This is a genomic window from Streptomyces sp. V4I8 (genome assembly GCF_041261225.1).
GTDB lineage: Bacteria > Actinomycetota > Actinomycetes > Streptomycetales > Streptomycetaceae > Streptomyces.
In genome coordinates, this window is the sequence record NZ_JBGCCN010000001.1 from 5261264 (window position 1) to 5279826 (window position 18563).

Below are 18563 nucleotides of genomic sequence, written 5' to 3' on the forward strand. Positions count from 1 at the left end.
GATCTTCACCAGCAATGACCGACGAGAACACTCCCGTCACGCCTGACGAGGGCGGCGACATCGCCCAGCGTGTCGAGCCCGTCGGGCTCGAGACGGAGATGCAGCGCTCGTACCTCGACTACGCGATGTCCGTCATCGTCTCGCGTGCGCTGCCGGACGTCCGCGACGGCCTCAAGCCCGTCCACCGCCGTGTCCTGTACGCCATGTACGACGGCGGTTACCGCCCCGAGCGCGGCTTCTACAAGTGCGCGCGCGTGGTCGGCGACGTCATGGGTAACTACCACCCCCACGGCGACTCCTCGATCTACGACGCCCTGGTCCGCCTCGCGCAGCCGTGGTCGATGCGGATGCCGCTGGTGGACTCCAACGGCAACTTCGGCTCTCCGGGCAACGACCCGGCGGCGGCCATGCGGTACACCGAGTGCAAGATGGCGCCGCTGTCGATGGAGATGGTCCGTGACATCGACGAGGAGACCGTCGACTTCACGGACAACTACGACGGCCGCTCCCAGGAGCCGACCGTCCTGCCGGCCCGCTTCCCGAACCTGCTGATCAACGGTTCGGCCGGTATCGCGGTCGGCATGGCGACCAACATCCCGCCGCACAACCTGCGCGAGGTCGCGGCCGGTGCCCAGTGGTACCTGGAGAACCCGGAGGCCTCGCACGAGGAGCTGCTCGACGCCCTCATCGAGCGCATCAAGGGCCCCGACTTCCCGACCGGAGCGCTCGTCGTCGGCCGTAAGGGCATCGAAGAGGCCTACCGGACCGGCCGCGGCTCCATCACCATGCGCGCGGTCGTCGAGGTCGAGGAGATCCAGAACCGCCAGTGCCTGGTGGTCACGGAGCTGCCCTACCAGGTCAACCCCGACAACCTCGCGCAGAAAATCGCCGACCTGGTGAAGGACGGCAAGATCGGCGGCATCGCGGACGTCCGGGACGAGACCAGCTCCCGTACCGGTCAGCGTCTCGTCATCGTGCTCAAGAGGGACGCGGTCGCCAAGGTCGTACTCAACAACCTCTACAAGCACACGGACCTGCAGACGAACTTCGGCGCCAACATGCTGGCGCTCGTCGACGGCGTCCCGCGCACCCTCTCCCTGGACGCGTTCATCCGGCACTGGGTGACGCACCAGATCGAGGTCATCGTCCGCCGTACGAAGTTCCGTCTGCGCAAGGCCGAGGAGCGGGCGCACATCCTGCGCGGCCTGCTGAAGGCCCTGGACGCCATCGACGAGGTCATCGCGCTGATCCGGCGCAGTGACACCGTCGAGATCGCGCGCGGGGGCCTGATGGAGCTCCTGGAGATCGACGAGATCCAGGCCAACGCCATCCTCGAGATGCAGCTGCGCCGGCTGGCCGCCCTGGAGCGCCAGAAGATCATCCAGGAGCACGACGAACTCCAGGCGAAGATCACCGAGTACAACGAGATCCTCGCCTCGCCGGTCCGCCAGCGCGGCATCGTCAGCGCGGAACTCGCCGCGATCGTCGAGAAGTACGGCGACGACCGCAAGACCATGCTGGTGCCCTACGACGGTGACATGTCCATCGAGGACCTGATCGCCGAGGAGGACATCGTCGTCACGGTCTCGCGCAGCGGCTACGTCAAGCGCACCAAGACCGTCGACTACCGCGCGCAGAAGCGCGGCGGCAAGGGCGTACGCGGCACGAAGCTGAAGGAAGACGACATCGTCGACCACTTCTTCGTCTCGACGACGCACCACTGGCTGCTGTTCTTCACCAACAAGGGCCGCGTGTACCGGGCCAAGGCGTACGAGCTGCCGGATGCCGGCCGTGACGCGCGCGGCCAGCACGTGGCGAACCTGCTCGCCTTCCAGCCGGACGAGGCGATCGCCGAGATCCTCGCGATCCGCGACTACGAGGCGGTGCCGTACCTGGTGCTCGCCACGAAGGGCGGACTTGTGAAGAAGACGCCGCTGAAGGATTACGATTCGCCCCGCTCCGGCGGCGTGATCGCGATCAACTTGCGTGAGCGCGAGGACGGTTCCGACGACGAACTGATCGGCGCTGAACTCGTCTCGGCCGACGATGATCTGCTTCTGATCAGCAAGAAGGCACAGTCGATCAGGTTCACGGCCACGGACGAGTCACTGCGTCCCATGGGCCGCGCCACCTCCGGTGTCAAGGGCATGAGCTTCCGCGAGGGAGACGAGCTGCTCTCGATGAATGTTGTTCGAACCGGTACGTTCGTGTTCACTGCCACCGACGGTGGGTACGCGAAGCGGACCCCCGTCGACGAGTACCGCGTCCAGGGTCGCGGTGGCCTCGGCATCAAGGCCGCCAAGATCGTCGAGGACCGCGGCTCGCTCGTCGGTGCGCTGGTGGTCGAGGAGACCGACGAGATCCTCGCCATCACGCTGGGCGGCGGTGTGATTCGCACGCGAGTCAACGAGGTCAGGGAGACGGGCCGTGACACCATGGGCGTCCAACTGATCAACCTGGGCAAGCGCGATGCCGTCGTCGGTATCGCACGTAACGCCGAGGCGGGACGTGAGGCGGAGGAGGTCGACGGCGACGTGGCCGTCGACGAGACCGCCGAAGGTGCCGTCGAGACCATCGGCACGGACGAGGGTGAGGCACCCTCGGCCGAGTAGCACGAGGAGTGAGTCATCGTGAGCGGAGCCACGGGCGCCGGATCGTCCGGGACCTCGACCGGTTCTACGGCCGGTAAGGAGACGGACGGCGGCGGCCGTGGCTCCGCCGCGCGTGCGACGGACACGCACACCACCCAGCTGAAGGCGATCAAGTCGCCCGCGAAGGACTCGCCCTCGTCGGGCGCACCTGGATCCCAGGGGGGAACCGTGACGGACACCCGAGGCGCCCAGCCCCAGCCGCAGCCGGCGCCCGCAGGGGCGCAGCCGGCGGTCTCCGCGCCGTCCGCGTCGCCGCTGCCCGGGGAACGGCAGGCGCAGCAGCCCGCCGGGCCCTACCACCCGCCGCAGGCCTACCAGACGCCCGCTCCGGCGAGCGCGGTACGTCGGACGCGCACAGGCGCGAGCACGACGCCCCGCACCCGTAAGGCGCGCCTGCGCGTGGCCAAGGCTGACCCGTGGTCGGTGATGAAGGTCAGCTTCCTGCTCTCCATCGCGCTGGGCATCTGCACGATCGTCGCGGCCGCGGTGCTCTGGATGGTCATGGACGCGATGGGCGTCTTCTCGACGGTCGGCGGAACGATCTCCGAAGCGACCGGTTCGAACGAGTCGAACGGCTTCGACCTGCAGTCCTTCCTGTCGCTGCCGCACGTGCTGATGTTCACGTCGATCATCGCGGTCATCGACGTCGTCCTCGCGACGGCGCTGGCGACCCTCGGCGCGTTCATCTACAACCTCTCCGCCGGCTTCGTGGGCGGGGTCGAGCTGACGCTGGCCGAGGACGAGTGATCTGCCGCTGACCGCGGCTGACTGTCCCCCGACAACCGATTTTGGGACTGCCCCGGTCGTGCGCTAATCTTCAGGAGTCAGCGCGCGGGACACACCGCACAGCGCGGCGGGGCTATAGCTCAGTTGGTTAGAGCGCATCCCTGATAAGGATGAGGCCACAGGTTCAAATCCTGTTAGCCCCACCAGCGAAAAGACCCCCAGGCCATCCGGGCCGGGGGTCTTTTGCATGCCCGATTGTCAGTGCCGGATGAGAGCCTGGCGCAATGATCGTCGAACGGGCATACGCGCATGTCGCCGAGGCCGAGCGGGAGGATGGCGGCCAGTGGCCGTGGTCCGTGCCGTGCGTGCGGCAGCTGCTGGACGACGGCCTGACGTTCACGGCGCCGGTGACGTTCCTGGTGGGGGAGAACGGCTCGGGGAAGTCGACCCTCGTCGAGGCGCTGGCGGAGGGGTTCGGCCTGGACCCCTGGGGCGGATCCGCGGGCTACAAGTACGCGAGCCGGCGTGAGCCGTCGGCGCTGGGCGGGCGGATACGGTTCGAGGCGACGGCGGCCGGGCGTCGTATGCTGCGCGGGCCTCGGACGCGCCGCAGAGGCTTCTTTCTGCGGGCGGAGACGGCGCTGGACGCGCTGGGCCGGGAACAGGAGACGGGAAGGCTGTCCGGGGCCGCGGACGAGATGAGCCACGGCGAGGGCTTTCTGATGGCCTTCCGCGAGCGGTTTCAGGAGCCTGGGCTGTACGTCTTGGACGAGCCCGAGGCCGCGCTGTCCTTCGCTTCCTGTCTTCAACTCGTCGGGCATCTGCATGAACTGGGGCGTTCCGGTGCGCAGATCATCTGCGCCACGCACTCACCCGTGCTGACGGCGCTGCCCGGCGCCGAGATCATCGAGGTGGGCGACCACGGAATGCGTCCCGCCGGCTGGCGGGAACTGGAAATCGTCGACCACTGGCGGCGTTACCTCAACGATCCGTGGGCCTATCTCCGGCACATCGTCGAAGCGGAATGAAGCACGCCATGGGGGCCGTCGTCAGGAGCGGTGCTGCAAGAGCGGAGCGGTCTGCAAGGGAACAGGCGTTGCGCGTTGGGATAAGGGGTGACGGCTCAGGGACGAGCCGTCGGTTCAACGCTGGTGCGGGACGAGTGGCTGTCCCGAGGAGCCGGCGTGGGCGCACTCCCGGGTCGTCGGGCCGGAGGTGGCTGCGTCCGCTTCCGTGTCCGTGAGGGGGCGGTGTCGGCAGCTGGGGGTCTTGCCGTGGGCCTCGGCCCGGATGCGCTGCTTCATCGTGGGAGGCAGGGCCCTCGCATAGGACCAGGCCCATTGGGGCATCGCCGGCACCGTCAGCTCCGCACCGCGGTCCTTGTCGCCGCTGGCGCTCTTGCGGGACGTCTCGGTGTGCGGCACGGGCGCGGCGGAAGAGGTCGAGACGAAGCCGAGCGCCGTGAACAGCGCGAGAAAAGCGGTGACGATGGTGGTCCACAGCTTCATGACCGTGTTTCGGGTCATGGCCCCTCACTTTCGGGTTGGGCGATTTGCGTACTTTCCTCATGATGTGTATGGGGACTGAGAAGTCATGGACCGACGCCCATGACGCGGCGATCTTCAGATGAACACCACTCGAATGGGTGCAAGAAACTCGAAGAGTGCGGAAAGGTGGAGGAAGGGGAGCGAAGTCACCGTCCGTCGGGGTGTGATCACCCTCCGATCGGAGCGATGCCATCCGCTTCTACTGCGGTGTTCCGGACGGAAGTTGAGCGCCCACGCAGGTCACCGATCGGTATCGGTCGGTGTGTATAGTCGGGCGCCAGAGGTCCCCTACGTCAAGGAAAGACGAGGTCGCGCGGTGAAGAAGCTTCTCCTGGTCGCACTGGCCGCCATCGGCGGGCTCCTCGTGTACCGCCAGATCCAGGCGGATCGCGCCGAGCAGGATCTGTGGACGGAGGCGACTGACTCCGTGCCCACGGGTTCGTGAAGTCACCACATCGGATTCTGAAGCAGACCCCGGCCGCCCAGCGGTCGGGGTTTTGTGTGCCCGGGGCGCGCCTGCGCCCGGCACCCATGCGTGATCGGGGCCGCGGAGCGTCGTGGCTTCGAGTTGCGGGAGCGGCTCGCAGGCCGTAGAGCCGGGCGTATCGGGCGGTCGTGCGGATTGCGTGGGTGGCGAGCGGCCGGGCTGGGCAGGATGGGCGACGGTCCATTGGTCCGGCGGCGACGAGGGGTGGCGCGTGATGAGGCGGCGTACGGCGCGGTGGCGTCGGGCGAGGGTCCGGCGCGGTCATCTCCCGGCACGCGCGTGCGTGGCCGTCGTAGGGGCGCTGTTGCTGTGCACGACGGCTGCCCTGCCGGGCGGGCCGGCGCTCGCGGCCGGAACGCCCAGCCCTTACGCCTTCGCGCCGGAAGCCCGGTCCGTCCCCGGGGCGGCGGGCACCGCGGACGCCGCACGCCTCACGCCCGGCGCCACATACCGCAGCTCCCTGCCGAGCGACGGTAAGACGTACTACAGCCTCGAACTCGACGCCGCCTCCGACGCGTACGTCTCCGTGACCGCCGTCCCCGCCGTCGGCAGCACCATCCGCCCGGGCGACGGCATCAGGGTCTCCGTGGAGGACTCCGATGGCCGCTCCTGCTCCTCCAGCAGCAAGACCTTCGGCATCGTCCACACTCCACGCCCGATCGCGGCCTGGGGCGCGCGCGAGATCTCCGTCAAGCGGTCGCGCTGCCAGGCCGCGGGCACCTACTACGTGATCGTCGAGCGGGTCGGTACGGCAACCTCCGCACCCGACGCCTGGGACCTGGAGCTCTTCGCCGCCTCGGAGCCGCCCCGGCGACAGACCGGCGCGACGGCGGCGCCCGAGGCCTGGGATTCCGCCTCACCGGCACCCCTCACCGGTGACGCCACCCACCGCGAGGGCGGCTCCGGCTTCGCCTCGGCGGAAACCATCGGGAACGGCGTCTGGAGCACCGACGTCGAGCCCGGCCGGACGCTCTTCTACAAGGTGCCGCTCGACTGGGGGCGCCAGCTGTACGCCACCGCCGAACTGGGCAGCTCGAACAGCGGTCAGGGCAACGCGGGCGGCGCCCTGAACCTCTCCCTCTTCAACCCCGTGCGCGGCTTCGTCGACGACGACGGCGTCACCTACGACGGCCGCCAGAAGGCAGCCGAACTCGATCCCCTGCCGCCGGTGACATACGAGAACCGGTACGCCGGACCCGCCCCGCTCAGCGCGATGCGGTTCGCCGGCTCCTACTACCTCGTCGTGCACCTCGCGGCCGAGGTGGCCGAGAAGTACGGCGACGGGCCCTTCCCGTTGACACTGCGCGTGCGAGTGAAGGGTGCGGCGCAGCCCGGTCCCGGTTACGCGGGGGAGCCTCAGCCGCAGGGCGTCATCGAGGCCGGGGCAGGTGATTGGGGGGCGCCTGCGGCAGCCGGCGCCGGCCGCGGCGGTGACGCCGCGATGACCGTGCTCGCGGTGAGCGGGATCGGCGCGGGGACGCTGGTGCTGGCGGTGCTGGGGATGTGGACGCTGATGGCTCGCAGGAGGGCCGGAGCCCTCTAGGGAAGGTGCACGGCCGCCAGCGAGTTCAGATGCGGGTCAGCGCCCAGAAACCCACGGCGTAGCAGGCCAGCGCCAGCAGCAGGAGCGGCACCGCCACCTTGGCGGGCGGACCGGGCCGACGACGTGCCAGGCCGTGGGCTGCCCTCCGGGCGGCGCGGTGGCCGCCGCGGCGGTGCGGCTGCGGAATCGAGGGCGCCGAAGGTGGAACCTGCGGGCTCTGAGCGGTGTACGAAGCAGTAGAGGCATCGACGCGTTGGTGTTGCACCGGCGTCGGGGGCTGAGTCGGGTACTGCGGTGTACGTGGTTGAGGGGAGGACAGGACGTGCGTGGTGTCGTAGGGGGAGGTGTGGGGCGAGCGATACAGCGCGTCCTGGTGCACCTGGTGCGCCTGGTGTGCCTGGCCGGGCTGCCCCGGGCCCTGTGCCTGGTCCTGAGCCTGGCTCGGTGCATGCGCCTGTGCCTCGGGCCGTACCTGTGCCGGGTGCGGCGGTGGCGGCGGCGTTTGAGTCTGAGGGGAGGAGCCGGTGGCCTGCGGGGGCGGCAGATGGAAGCTGCCGGTGTCCGACATGCTGGGGAGCTCGTGCCTGTCCCCGGACCGCGCGGAGGCCGACGAATCCTCGGCACCCGGAACCGGGCCGGCCACGCCCTGACGCGGGTCGCTCGACGCAGCGCCCCTCGGTGCCGAGCCGGTGCCGGTGGCCACGGATCCGGTGCCGTTCGCCATCGGCCCGTTGCCAGTGGACCAAGAGTTGCCAGTGGACCAAGAACCGGAGTTGACCGAGCCCGCCGAGCCGGAGCCCGCGCCGAACTGCCGCGAGCCACCCGTGTCCCCTTCGACCCCGGGCGCCCGCTTGAGCGGCCCGCCCGACTCGAACCCCGCCGGCAGAGGCCCGATTTGGTCGAAGATCTCGATCAGCTCGTCGTCGGGACCTGGCTCCGGCAGAAGCTCGGCGGCCGAGGCGAGGGCCTTGCGCGCCCCCGTGGCCGTGCGGAACCGCGCGTGCGGATCCGGCTGCAGCAGCGAGGCCACGACCTGCCACAGCGGCTCGGGAATGCCCGTGGGCGCACCCGGAGTTCCGTGGTCGGCGAAGTACTGGACGAGTGCCTTGACGTCTGGCTTGGCGCCCTCCAGGAGATAAAGGGCGACGAGCCCGACGGCGAACAGGTCGGCGGGGAAGTCCGGTTCCGCGCCCATGAGTTGCTCGGGCGCGAGATAGCCCGGCGTCCCCACCACGAGGTTGGTCTCGGTCAGGCGGGGCTCACCCAGCCGCATGGCGATGCCGAAGTCGGACAGGCGCAGCCGCGGGCGCCCCATGCCGGTGGCTTCGAGGAGCAGATTGGCGGGCTTGATGTCGCGGTGGACGACGCCCTCCGCGTGCACCGCGGCCAGCCCGGCGAGGAGCTGATCGAGAAGCGTGCACACGAAGGAGGGCGGCAAGGGGCCGTAGTCCCCCACGAGATGGACCAGCGAACCGCCGGCCACCAGATCCATGGTGAACAGGACCTTGTCGTCGTCGGCGGCCCAACTGGCGGGCGCGAGCACATGGGGGTGATCGATCCGGAGAGCCTGCTCGCGCACGAACCGCAGCAGCGAGTGCGCGTCGCTCTGCTGGAGCACCTTGGCCGCCACATACCGGCGCCTGCGGTGGTCCCAGGCACGCCAGACGGCACCCACACCGCCGCGCCCGATCGGGTCGACCAGTTCGTACCGGCCGGCGAAGACCTCACCCATGGCTGTGCGTCGCTCCTCCCCCTTCGGCTACCCCCCTTGCTTCCCCCTCGACGAGCGATACGACTCCCCCTCGCTGAACCGCGTTCGCGTCGTCCACGGTGACGGACACGCCCCCGTCGTGCCCGTCGTGATCGCCCGCGCGCGGCCAGACCCCACGTGCCCCTCGCCGACGAGCCGCACGACCCCTCGTGCCGCTCAGGACGCAGGCCGTCGGCCCGGTTGCCGAACCCCCTTCGGCTACCGGGCCTCGGGGTCAGCTCTGGTGGGACTGGTAATGCGTGACCGCGTCGGAAGTGCGGCCGGCGCCGTACACCCGGAGGAACTCTGCCAGTTCCGGATGGCTCGGGGCGAGGGTGTCCGCCGCCTCGATGATGTCCCCCGCGGCCGCGACCGAGCGCAGCAGCGACTGAATCTCACGGACCACCCGCTTCACCGTGGGTGCGCCCGAACTGGTCGTCGTCTGTGTCGTGTTGCTCAGCACCGAGCCCCCCTGCGACTTCTTGATCTCTTCCATGCGCTCGGTGGCCTCGGCCGCGCTCACGCTGCCGTCCGCGACCTGCCCCGCCAGGTCCTGCAGCAGCTGCACCCGCTGGACCACGGCGGGATTGCCGATCTTCGCCCGCTGACCGCTCATCAGCTGCGACAGCATCGGTGCGGACAGTCCCAGCACCCCCGCGAGACGAGCCTGGTTGAGACCAAGATCGTCGATGAGCTTACGGAAGAGTGTCCCCAGCGGCTCCCCGTACCAGTTCCGCTGCAGATCCCGCGCTCTTGCGGTGGCTTCCTGCTGTGCGGCGTCCATTGCGTCTCCCCATCGCTTCCCCTAAAACTGTGGTTCGCTGTAGCGAACCACGCCGAGCATCTTACGGAGAGTGGTCGTTCATCGGGACCCCCAATCTTTTTGCGAGATACGGGGGGCGACCCGGTACTCTGGTCTGCGGCGCCCGCCGGTACGTGGTTCTTCCGGTCGGACGTCCCTCTTCCGGGGCCTTAGCTCAGTTGGTAGAGCGCTGTCTTTGCATGGCAGATGTCAGGGGTTCGACTCCCCTAGGCTCCACACCTCGGACCGGTCAGACGCCTCGCGGCCTCTGGCCGGTCTTTGCATGCCCGGACGCCGACGGACGCCACCCATCGAGTGACGTGCGTCACGCGATGGGTGCGGGTGGCGTTGCGGATATTTGCGCAAATGAGCATGGTGGGCGGACCTGGAGGGTGGTCGCGCAGGGGGCGGACGTGGCGCTGACGTGGCCCGCACGCCAGGGAGGCCCGGCGTGAGCTGGCTTGACCGTGATCGAGTAATCAGAAAGATGCGGTCCGTTAAGGAAACCCGTGCGGGACTTGTACATCCAGGGCGTTGCAAACGTCATCGAGGGGAGAGTGCGTAAACACGCGTGGCGCAGCACCCAGGCAGACCGTCCGGTCACCGGCGTCCCACGAGAAACGCGGCCCGTGTTCCACGTGAAACATCGCTGTGGGGCGGGAGACCCTCAAGTCTCCCGCCCCACAGCGCAGTTCGATGCGCAGGCCCGTCACTGGCCCTCACATCACCGGCCCTCACATCACCGGCCCTCGTCGCGCCGGGCGGCCTCCTCCTCGGCTTCCTTCGCCTGAACCTCAGGGTCGAGAGCGGACTGACCGCTACCGTCCACCGACGTGAGATGGCCCGACTCGGGGACCTCTGTCGCGGCGGGAGGCTCGACCAGCCAGTCAGGATTGGCCTGCTTGTCCCACCACCTCCAAGCGGCGAACGCACCGCCCGCAAGGGCACCGAGCACCGCCAGCACCTTCACCGCACGGCCGGCCTTGGCGCGCCGCTGATGCTTACGGACCAGTTTCTGGATCTCCTTGGGCGAGACCTGACCGCGCAGCGCAGCCATAGCGGCAACACCACGCGCGGTGGCCTCGTCCCTGACGGGCCCGGCCACGGCCACCGCCTGCTCCAGCCTCGGCCGGGAGTAGTCGGCGGCCTGTCGGGCAGCGTTGCGTGTGCGGACGGCAGCCTCATGAGCGGCGCTGTCGACCTTCGGCGGCACATGTGCACGGGCCTGCTCCAGGCGCGGCGCGACATACGTGCCGTACTGCATAAGAGCCTGCGCGCGGGCCTGCTCGGTGGCCTGCGTCACCTTCGGCGCGAGCCGTACGCGTGCCTCGTGTGCGTAGTGCGTGGCCCTGTCCTTGGCGGTGTCGGCGTAGGGCGCCACCACTTCCGCGGCGTGCAGCACGCTGTCCTTCGCCGAGCCGGTCGCGGCGCGCACGCTGTCGATGCGGGTCACGGGTTCCTCCTCCTCGGTGGCGTACGGTAATTCGACTTTCCACCCTTTTACGGATCATGCCTGTCGGAACGCTATGCGGCATGTGAGGGCGGGCATATGGGTGCCGATCTGCTTGATCAAGTGCAATAACGGACCAATGCGGGGCAACGGTGGCTTGTCGTCGACAATGCCACGGTTCTCCCCGTCGCGCCCCCGCCACGGACCGACTCGATGGTTTTTCTGCAAGCAATCGGCCCGGTTGCGTGCGGGTGAACGAGCGCCGGGCGACGGACGCCGCCGCCCGTGCGAGGATCGGGGAGTCACAGGAAGACAACGGAAGGCAGATCGTGGCCGAGCAGCTCTACGCCACCCTGAAGACCAACCACGGCGACATCGAGGTCCGGCTCTTCCCGAACCACACGCCGATCACGGTCAAGAACTTCGTCGAACTCGCCCAGGGCGAGCGTGAGTGGACCAACCCCACCACCGGCGAGAAGTCCACGGCCAAGCTCTACGACGGCACGGTCTTCCACCGCGTCATCAGCGGCTTCATGATCCAGGGCGGCGACCCCCTCGGCAACGGCACCGGCGGCCCCGGCTACCAGTTCCAGGACGAGTTCCACCCCGACCTCCGCTTCGACAAGCCCTACCTGCTCGCCATGGCCAACGCCGGCCCGGGCACCAACGGCTCACAGTTCTTCATCACCGTCTCCCCGACCACCTGGCTGAACCGCAAGCACACTATCTTCGGCGAGGTCACCGACCCGGCCAGCCAGAAGGTCGTGGACGCCATCGCGACCGCCCAGACCAACCCCCGCACCGACCGCCCGCTCAGCGACATCGTCATCGAATCGGTCGTCGTCGAGACCCGCGAGGGCTGAGACCCACACGCACCAGAGTCCGACACCTCCCGCAGGGAACCAAACGCCCCGCTCGTCCGTAAGGATGAGCGGGGCGATGTGCTGTACCGCGCATCGCGTACGACGACCTAGGGGACCTCATGGACCAGCAGGCAGACAGCCCGCAGGACGCCCAGAGCCTGCCCGTCTGCTACCGCCACCCGGACCGCGAAACCGGCATCCGCTGCACCCGCTGCGAGCGCCCGATCTGCCCCGAATGCATGGTCAGCGCCTCCGTCGGCTTCCAATGCCCCGACTGCGTCCGTAACGGCTCCGGCACCGGACACGCCCCCGACGCCTCCCGCCCCCGCACCATCGCCGGCGGCACCATCACCGCCGACCCCCGCCTCCTCACCAAGATCCTCATCGGGATCAACCTCGCCGTCTTCATCGCCGTCCGGACCAGCGACGCGCTCCTGAGCGACCTCGTCCTCATCGGCACCTGGCCAACCGCCCCGTTCACCCCCACCCAGGGCGTCGCAGAAGGCGAGTGGTGGCGCCTGGTGACCTCGATGTTCACGCACGAGCAGCCGTGGCACCTCGGCTTCAACATGCTCAGCTTGTGGTGGCTCGGCGGCCCCCTGGAAGCAGCCCTCGGCCGCGCCCGCTACCTCACGGTCTACTTCGTCTCAGGTCTGGCAGGCAGCGCCCTCGCCTATCTGCTGGCCTCCCCGACCACAGCGACGCTCGGCGCCTCCGGAGCCATCTTCGGCCTGTTCGGCGCCACCGCCGTCCTGATGCGGCGGCTCAACTACGACATGCGGCCGATCATCGCTCTGCTGGTGATCAACCTGATCTTCACCTTCAGCCCAGGCTTCAACATCTCCTGGCAGGCCCACATCGGCGGCCTCGTCGCCGGCGTCATCATCGGCTACGCCATGGTCCACGCCCCGCGTGAGCGCCGAGCACTGGTCCAGTACGGCGCATGTGCGCTGGTCCTGGCCGTGGTGGTCCTGATGACCGTGCTGAGGACGCTGCAGCTCACCTGAGCCGAGCGGTTATCCACGTGAGCGGCACTGTTGTCCACAGTGTGTGGTGGATCTTGTGCGCACTGTGTGGGAACGGGCATGCCCCCGCCGATGGCCCGCGTTTCAGCAGGTCAGACAGGGGGCGTACGTGCGTTCGGGAACTCTGCGGGTGACCGGCATGACAGTCGTACCGGTGTCAACGCTCGATGGGTTATCCACAGATCGTCGTCTTTTCCCCAGTCAGCTTGTGGAAATTGCTGCAAGGCTGTGGATAACTCATCGGATAGCCCTGGGCAGAGCTGCGTTCACCGCGAAGTGACCGCCCGTTCGACGGCTACTTCCACTGGGTGGAGACGCCGAATCCCGCGGCGATGAAGCCGAAGCCCACCACGATGTTCCAGTTGCCCAGAACGTCGATGGGCAGCGAACCGTCGGTCACGTAGAAGACGACGATCCAGGCCAGGCCGATGAGGAACATGGCCAGCATCACGGGCGCGACCCAGGCGCGGCTGTTCAGCTTGATGGCGGTCGCCTGCTTGGACGGCGGCGGTGTGTAGTCGGCCTTCTTGCGGATACGTGACTTCGGCACGAGGGTCTCTCCTGTCGATGCGCTGCGTGGCCGCGCAGGGAAGTGTGGCTGGCTCGGGGCAGCGTACAAGGGGACTCTGATGGCTCCCCCGGGCGTCCGTTAGCGTAGTGCTTCCGTGGCGCTGAAGGAGATAAGGGTACGTTGAGCAATTCTGCCGACTCCCCCGGGACGGGATCCAGTCCTGTTCGCGGCCGGTTCCGGCCGGTGCGGGTGCTCACCGCGGCCGTCTTCGCTCTCGCCGGGCTCATTTTCTTCACCAGTTTCAACACGGCCAAGGGCACCAACATCCGCACGGATGCCTCGCTGCTGAAGCTTTCGGATCTGATCCAGGAGCGCAGTCACAAGAACGGTCAGCTGAACGAGTCGAACGCGGTTCTGCGTGATGACGTGGAGGCGTTGGCCGAGCGTGATGACGGCAGTACCAAGGCCGAGGACGAGAAGCTGGCGGCGCTGGAGCGGAACGCGGGGACGCAGAAGCTGTCGGGTGAGGCGATCTCGGTCACGCTCAATGACGCCCCGCCGGACGCCACTGCCAAACTCCCCGGTTATCCGGAGCCGCAGCCCGACTACCTGGTCATCCACCAGCAGGACCTGCAGGCCGTGGTGAACGCGTTGTGGCTGAGCGGCGCCAAGGGCATCAAGGTGATGGATCAGCGGCTGATCTCCACCAGTGCGGTGCGTTGTGTGGGGAACAGCTTGATTCTCCAGGGCCGGGTGTACTCGCCGCCGTACAAGATCACGGCGGTCGGGGATCCGGAGAAGATGCAGAAGGCGCTGGCTGCGTCGCCGGCGATTCAGAACTACATGGTGTACGTCAATGTCTACGGGCTCGGCTGGAAAGTCACCGAGGACGGGACGGTGACTCTGCCGGGTTACTCGGGCACAGTGGATCTGCAGTACGCCAAGCCCGTGGAGTGAGCCCTTTCTGGAGCTGCCGGTGCGTGTCGTCGTCAGGACCGTCAGCGAGCTGTGCATCACCGTCGGCACCATGATCGTCCTGTTCGTCGTCTATGTGCTGTTCTGGACGGGAGTGAAGGCCGACCATGTCATGGACGACCAGATCGATCGGTTACAGGACCAGTGGGCGCAGGGGGCGGTGCGTCCGACGGCCGCGGCTCCCGGTGGCGAGGCCGGGCTGGGTGGGGGTTCGCAGGCGAGTCCGCCGAGGCCGGCCCCGTACAGCGCGGACGAGCCTTTTGCGATCATGTACATCCCGCGTCTTGGTTTCACGTGGAACAAGCCGGTGCTCGAAGGCACCGCCACCCAGACCCTGAAGAAGGGCCTCGGCCACTACGCGAACACCGCCCAGCTGGGTCAGAAGGGCAACTTCTCTGTGGCCGGCCACCGGCGTACGTACGGCGATCCCTTCAAGGACTTTCCGAAGCTGCGCTCCGGTGATGCCGTGGTGCTGACGGACGGGACCACCTGGTTCACGTATCGGATCGACAAAGGCCCTTACAAAACACTGCCCTCGGACATTGAGGTGATCGACGCTGTGCCCCGTAAGTCGGGGTACACGCGTGAGGGCCGCTATCTGACCCTGACCACGTGTGATCCGGAGTGGGGGCACAGTCACCGGCTGATCGTGTGGGCGCATCTGGACTCCACCCAGCCTGTGGAGGCCGGGAAACCGGAGGCGTTGCGCCGTTAGTCTGTTGGCTGTACGGCGTGAGTCTGGTGCCGTGGTGCGACGGAAGGGACGGCATGTACGGCTGGATCTGGCGGCATCTGCCGGGGAATGCGTGGGCGAGGGCGCTGATCTCGCTCGCTCTGGTCGTGACCGTGGTCTACGTCCTGTTCAACTATGTCTTTCCGTGGGCCGAACCGCTGCTGCCCTTCAACGATGTGACGGTGGACAACCAGTGAGCGCGCGCATTCTCGTCGTGGACAACTACGACAGCTTCGTCTTCAACCTGGTCCAGTACCTGTATCAGCTGGGTGCCGAGTGTGAGGTGCTGCGCAACGACGAGGTGTCGACGGCGCACGCCCAGGACGGCTTCGACGGCGTGCTGCTGTCGCCGGGCCCGGGGACGCCTGAGGAGGCCGGGGTCTGTATCGAGATGGTGCGGCACTGCGCCTCGACGGGGGTGCCCGTCTTCGGTGTCTGTCTCGGTATGCAGTCGATGCAGGTGGCGTACGGCGGTGTGGTGGATCGTGCGCCGGAGCTGCTGCACGGCAAGACCTCGCTGGTCGAGCACGAGGGCAGGGGCGTCTTCGCGGGTCTGCCGACGCCGTTCACGGCGACCCGCTATCACTCGCTTGCCGCCGAGCCGCAGACCGTGCCGGCCGAGCTTGAGGTGACCGCGCGGACGCACGACGGGATCATCATGGGCCTGCGGCACCGTGAACTTCCCGTCGAGGGTGTGCAGTTCCACCCGGAGTCGGTGTTGACCGAGCACGGGCACCAGATGCTGGCCAATTGGCTGGTGGAGTGCGGCGACCAGGGCGCGGTGGCGAGGTCGGCGGGGCTCGCCCCGGTGGTGGGCAGGGCCACGGCGTGACCGCGCTGCGCCCCGAGCGCGAGTCCGGCGGCGCCTACGGGGAGTCCTTCACGGACTCCTACGGGGGCGCCGGCGACCAGGGCACCTCGTACGGGCAGCAGCCGTACGAGGGGTCTGGTGTGCTTGGGGAGTGGTCCGGCGGGGAGGGCTACGTCGCGCGGGCGCAGGGAGCTGGGGAGTACGCGGCTGACGGGTATGCCGGCGGCAGCGGCGACAGCTATGGCAGTGAGGGCTACGGCGGCGAGGGGTACGGCAGCGAGGGTTACGGCGGCGACACCTACGGTAGTGAGGCGTACGGGGTCGAGGGCTTCGGCGTCGAGGGGCACCGCGCTGAGGAGCCTGTCGTGTCCGAAGAGCCGTACGCGGAGCTGTACATACCTCCCGCGGACGACGAGACCGTGGCGCTGCGGATACCTGATCCGCCGCCCTCCGATGACTCCATATCGGCTTCTCCTGCCTCTTCTGTCGCTTCCGCCTCAGGAACCCCTACGGGTGGCCGTGCGGCCCGCAGAAAGGCCGCCAAGCGGCGTCACGGGCGCCATGGGGGCACCAGCCAGGCGTCGGAGGCCGCGGAGACGGGTTCGGAGGGCTCCGATGCTCCCCTTTCGCGTGTGGAGGCCCGCAGACAGGCCAGGGCGCGCAAGCCCAGCCCGGGGGTCCTCGCGAGCCGGGCGATCGGTGAGGTGTTCATCACCACCGGTGTGCTGATGCTGCTGTTCGTGAGTTACCAGCTGTGGTGGACGAATGTCCGGGCGCACGCGCAGGCGGACAAGGAGGCCAGCAGCCTCCAGGACGACTGGGCGAGCGGCAAGCGCAACCCGGGGACGTTCGAGCCGGGGCAGGGGTTCGCCATTCTGCACATTCCGAAGCTGGACGTCGTCGTTCCGATCGCCGAGGGCGTGAGTAACAAGAAGGTGCTCGACCGGGGCATGGTCGGTCATTACGGCGAGGGCAAGCTGAAGACGCCGATGCCGGATGCCAAGACCGGGAACTTCGGGCTGGCCGGTCATCGCAACACCCATGGCGAACCGTTCCGGTACATCAACCGGCTCACCCAGGGTGACGCGATCGTCGTGGAGACGCAGGACAAGTACTTCGTGTACAAGATGGCGTCGATCCTGCCGGTGACGTCGCCGAGCAATGTGAGCGTGCTGGAGCCGGTTCCGCCGGGGTCGGGTTTCACCGGGCCGGGCCGCTACATCACACTCACCACGTGTACGCCGGAGTTCACCAGCAAGTACCGGATGATCGTCTGGGGCAAGATGGTCGAGGAACGGCCGCGCAGCAAGGGCAAGCCGGATGCGCTCGTCAGTTAAGGGCAGTTGGCTTCCTTCCCCTCCTTCGGGAGGGGAATTCCTGCGGCTCGCGCCGTAGGGCTTCCTGCTTCGTCGCCGACTGCCCGCCCGGAGTGCTCCGTTGAGGTCTTACACCGGCTCCACAGGCCGACACCGCCAGCCCGGCGGCCAAGAGGTTCTTCGCTGCGTTCACGTCCCGGTCATGGGGCGTGCCACAGCTGTCGCATGTCCAGGTACGGACGTTGAGCGGCATCTTGTCCTGCAAGCTGCCACAGGTGGAGCAGAGCTTGGACGAAGGGAACCAGCGGTCGACCGCGATCACTTCGCGGCCGTACCAGTGGGCTTTGTACTCCAGCAGGCTCCTGAACTCGCTCCACGCCGCATCGGAGATGGCGCGGGCGAGGTGGCCGTTCTTCAGCAGGTTCCGAACGGTGAGGTCCTCGATCACGATCGTTTGGTTCTCACGAACGAGCCGAGTGGTGATCTGATGCAAGTGGTCACGCCTGCGATCGGCGATCCGGGCGTGGACCCTGGCGACCTTCCGGCGCGCCTTCTCCCGGTTGTTGCTGCCCTTGGCCTTGCGGCCATGCAGCCGCTGGGCCTTGGCCAGGCGGTTGCGGTCACGCCGTTCATGCCGGGGATTGGTGATCTTCTCTCCGGTCGACAGGGTCAGCAGGTGGTCGAGCCCAGCGTCCACGCCGATCGCCGCGCCGGTGGGCGGGAGCGGCTTGAGCGACGGATCCTCGCACAGCAGGGACACGTACCAGCGGCCCGCGCTGTCCTGGGACACGGTCGCCATGGACGGCGATGCGCCTTCTGGGAGGGGGCGGGACCACACGATGTCCAGTGGTTCCGTCATCTTGGCCAGGGTCAGCATTCCGTTCCGGAACCGGAACGCGCTGGAGGTGTACTCCGCGGATTTGCGGGACCTCTTCTTCGACTTGAACCGCGGGTATTTGGCCCGTTTGGCGAAGAAGTTGGTGAATGCGGCTTGCAAGTGCCTCAGACACTGCTGGAGCGGGACGGAGGAGACGTCGTTGAGGAATGCCAGTTCCTCAGTCTGCTTCCACGCCGTCAGCATCGCCGACGTTGCGTTGTAGTTGACCCGTTCCTGCCGCAGCGCCCACGCCGCAGTACGTGCCGAGAGCGCCAGGTTGTAGACCTTCCGCACGCATCCGAACGTGCGCGACAGCTCGGCTGCCTGCGCATCGGTCGGATAGAAGCGGTACTTGAACGCCCGCTTCACATGAGTGGGCATGGCTCACAAACTATCGTGTCGACTTGTGAACACCTGACTAATTATCAGTGGTGGACGCCGAATCGTCCCGGCGACGACTTGGCTCTCCCCGCCCTGTTCTGCAGGAGAACGTTTC

The 18563-nt window shown here is 67.9% G+C and carries 18 protein-coding genes and 2 tRNA genes; 14 read left to right on the plus strand and 6 right to left on the minus strand.

Annotated elements, in window-relative coordinates; genetic code table 11:
• The first annotated feature begins 14 nt into the window (after positions 1–14).
• The 4 genes from gyrA to ABIE67_RS23860 all read left to right on the plus strand — a co-directional run bounded on the left by gyrA (position 15) and on the right by ABIE67_RS23860 (position 4405).
• The gene (gene gyrA, locus ABIE67_RS23845) at positions 15–2612 is read left to right on the plus strand and encodes a DNA gyrase subunit A (protein WP_370260588.1); all 2598 of its coding nucleotides are present in this window, start codon (positions 15–17) and stop codon (positions 2610–2612) included.
• Positions 2613–2630: 18 nt separating this feature from the next.
• Entirely contained in the window at positions 2631–3398 is a 768-nt protein-coding gene (locus tag ABIE67_RS23850) for a DUF3566 domain-containing protein (RefSeq protein ID WP_370260590.1), read from the plus strand.
• A gap of 108 nt (positions 3399–3506) precedes the next feature.
• Positions 3507–3583: transfer RNA gene (locus ABIE67_RS23855), tRNA-Ile, on the plus strand.
• A gap of 78 nt (positions 3584–3661) precedes the next feature.
• Entirely contained in the window at positions 3662–4405 is a 744-nt protein-coding gene (locus tag ABIE67_RS23860; RefSeq protein ID WP_370260592.1) for an AAA family ATPase, read from the plus strand.
• Between the two features lie 114 nt (positions 4406–4519).
• On the opposite strand, the gene ABIE67_RS23865 is transcribed toward ABIE67_RS23860, so the two are convergent.
• On the minus strand, positions 4520–4903 hold the full coding sequence (locus ABIE67_RS23865; RefSeq protein ID WP_370260594.1) for a DUF6344 domain-containing protein: 384 nt from the start codon (positions 4901–4903) through the stop codon (positions 4520–4522).
• A 337-nt stretch (positions 4904–5240) separates the two neighbouring features.
• Between ABIE67_RS23865 and ABIE67_RS23870 the strand changes: the two genes are divergently transcribed.
• Complete coding sequence (locus ABIE67_RS23870) at positions 5241–5369, plus strand: DLW-39 family protein (protein ID WP_003999697.1); 129 nt, start codon at positions 5241–5243, stop codon at positions 5367–5369.
• A 256-nt stretch (positions 5370–5625) separates the two neighbouring features.
• Positions 5626–6954: a hypothetical protein gene (locus tag ABIE67_RS23875; RefSeq protein WP_370260600.1), complete on the plus strand. Its 1329-nt coding sequence runs from the start codon at positions 5626–5628 to the stop codon at positions 6952–6954.
• Between the two features lie 25 nt (positions 6955–6979).
• Here the strand turns inward: ABIE67_RS23875 and ABIE67_RS23880 are convergent, their stop codons facing one another.
• A complete protein-coding gene (locus ABIE67_RS23880) occupies positions 6980–8686 on the minus strand; it encodes a protein kinase (protein ID WP_370260604.1) in 1707 nt (568 codons plus the stop codon).
• A gap of 253 nt (positions 8687–8939) precedes the next feature.
• On the minus strand, positions 8940–9488 hold the full coding sequence (locus tag ABIE67_RS23885) for a DNA-binding protein (RefSeq protein WP_370260609.1): 549 nt from the start codon (positions 9486–9488) through the stop codon (positions 8940–8942).
• Positions 9489–9670: 182 nt separating this feature from the next.
• Between ABIE67_RS23885 and ABIE67_RS23890 the strand changes: the two genes are divergently transcribed.
• A tRNA-Ala gene (locus ABIE67_RS23890) sits at positions 9671–9743 on the plus strand.
• A 502-nt stretch (positions 9744–10245) separates the two neighbouring features.
• Here the strand turns inward: ABIE67_RS23890 and ABIE67_RS23895 are convergent.
• On the minus strand, positions 10246–10959 hold the full coding sequence (locus tag ABIE67_RS23895) for a DUF5324 family protein (protein WP_370260613.1): 714 nt from the start codon (positions 10957–10959) through the stop codon (positions 10246–10248).
• Between the two features lie 326 nt (positions 10960–11285).
• Here ABIE67_RS23895 and ABIE67_RS23900 point away from each other — a divergent pair, with 326 nt between their 5' ends.
• Together ABIE67_RS23900 and ABIE67_RS23905 are read left to right on the plus strand one after the other, a co-directional pair.
• A complete protein-coding gene (locus tag ABIE67_RS23900; RefSeq protein ID WP_370268850.1) occupies positions 11286–11819 on the plus strand; it encodes a peptidylprolyl isomerase in 534 nt (177 codons plus the stop codon).
• Positions 11820–11938: 119 nt separating this feature from the next.
• Entirely contained in the window at positions 11939–12826 is an 888-nt protein-coding gene (locus tag ABIE67_RS23905) for a rhomboid family intramembrane serine protease (RefSeq protein WP_370260616.1), read from the plus strand.
• Between the two features lie 313 nt (positions 12827–13139).
• Here ABIE67_RS23905 and crgA read toward each other — a convergent pair whose 3' ends face one another.
• Positions 13140–13394: a cell division protein CrgA gene (gene crgA / locus ABIE67_RS23910; protein WP_370260618.1), complete on the minus strand. Its 255-nt coding sequence runs from the start codon at positions 13392–13394 to the stop codon at positions 13140–13142.
• Positions 13395–13535: 141 nt separating this feature from the next.
• Between crgA and ABIE67_RS23915 the strand changes: the two genes are divergently transcribed.
• The 5 genes from ABIE67_RS23915 to ABIE67_RS23935 are packed head-to-tail and all read left to right on the plus strand — an operon-like array spanning position 13536 to position 17211.
• Positions 13536–14312, plus strand: coding sequence for a DUF881 domain-containing protein (locus tag ABIE67_RS23915; RefSeq protein ID WP_370260623.1), 777 nt, complete (start codon positions 13536–13538; stop codon positions 14310–14312).
• A gap of 19 nt (positions 14313–14331) precedes the next feature.
• Complete coding sequence (locus ABIE67_RS23920; protein WP_370260627.1) at positions 14332–15045, plus strand: class E sortase; 714 nt, start codon at positions 14332–14334, stop codon at positions 15043–15045.
• Positions 15046–15062: 17 nt separating this feature from the next.
• The gene (locus ABIE67_RS23925; RefSeq protein WP_370269701.1) at positions 15063–15260 is read left to right on the plus strand and encodes a hypothetical protein; all 198 of its coding nucleotides are present in this window, start codon (positions 15063–15065) and stop codon (positions 15258–15260) included.
• Positions 15257–15895 carry an aminodeoxychorismate/anthranilate synthase component II gene (locus ABIE67_RS23930; RefSeq protein WP_370260632.1) on the plus strand — a complete coding sequence of 213 codons (639 nt, stop codon included), beginning with the start codon at positions 15257–15259 and terminating at the stop codon, positions 15893–15895. Before ABIE67_RS23925 ends, ABIE67_RS23930 begins: the two co-directional genes overlap by 4 nt.
• Positions 15892–17211: a class E sortase gene (locus tag ABIE67_RS23935; protein ID WP_370260636.1), complete on the plus strand. Its 1320-nt coding sequence runs from the start codon at positions 15892–15894 to the stop codon at positions 17209–17211. Before ABIE67_RS23930 ends, ABIE67_RS23935 begins: the two co-directional genes overlap by 4 nt.
• On the opposite strand, the gene ABIE67_RS23940 is transcribed toward ABIE67_RS23935, so the two are convergent.
• Entirely contained in the window at positions 17204–18448 is a 1245-nt protein-coding gene (locus ABIE67_RS23940) for an RNA-guided endonuclease InsQ/TnpB family protein (protein WP_370260641.1), read from the minus strand. The genes ABIE67_RS23935 and ABIE67_RS23940 overlap by 8 nt on opposite strands.
• Between the last annotated feature and the right edge of the window lie 115 nt (positions 18449–18563).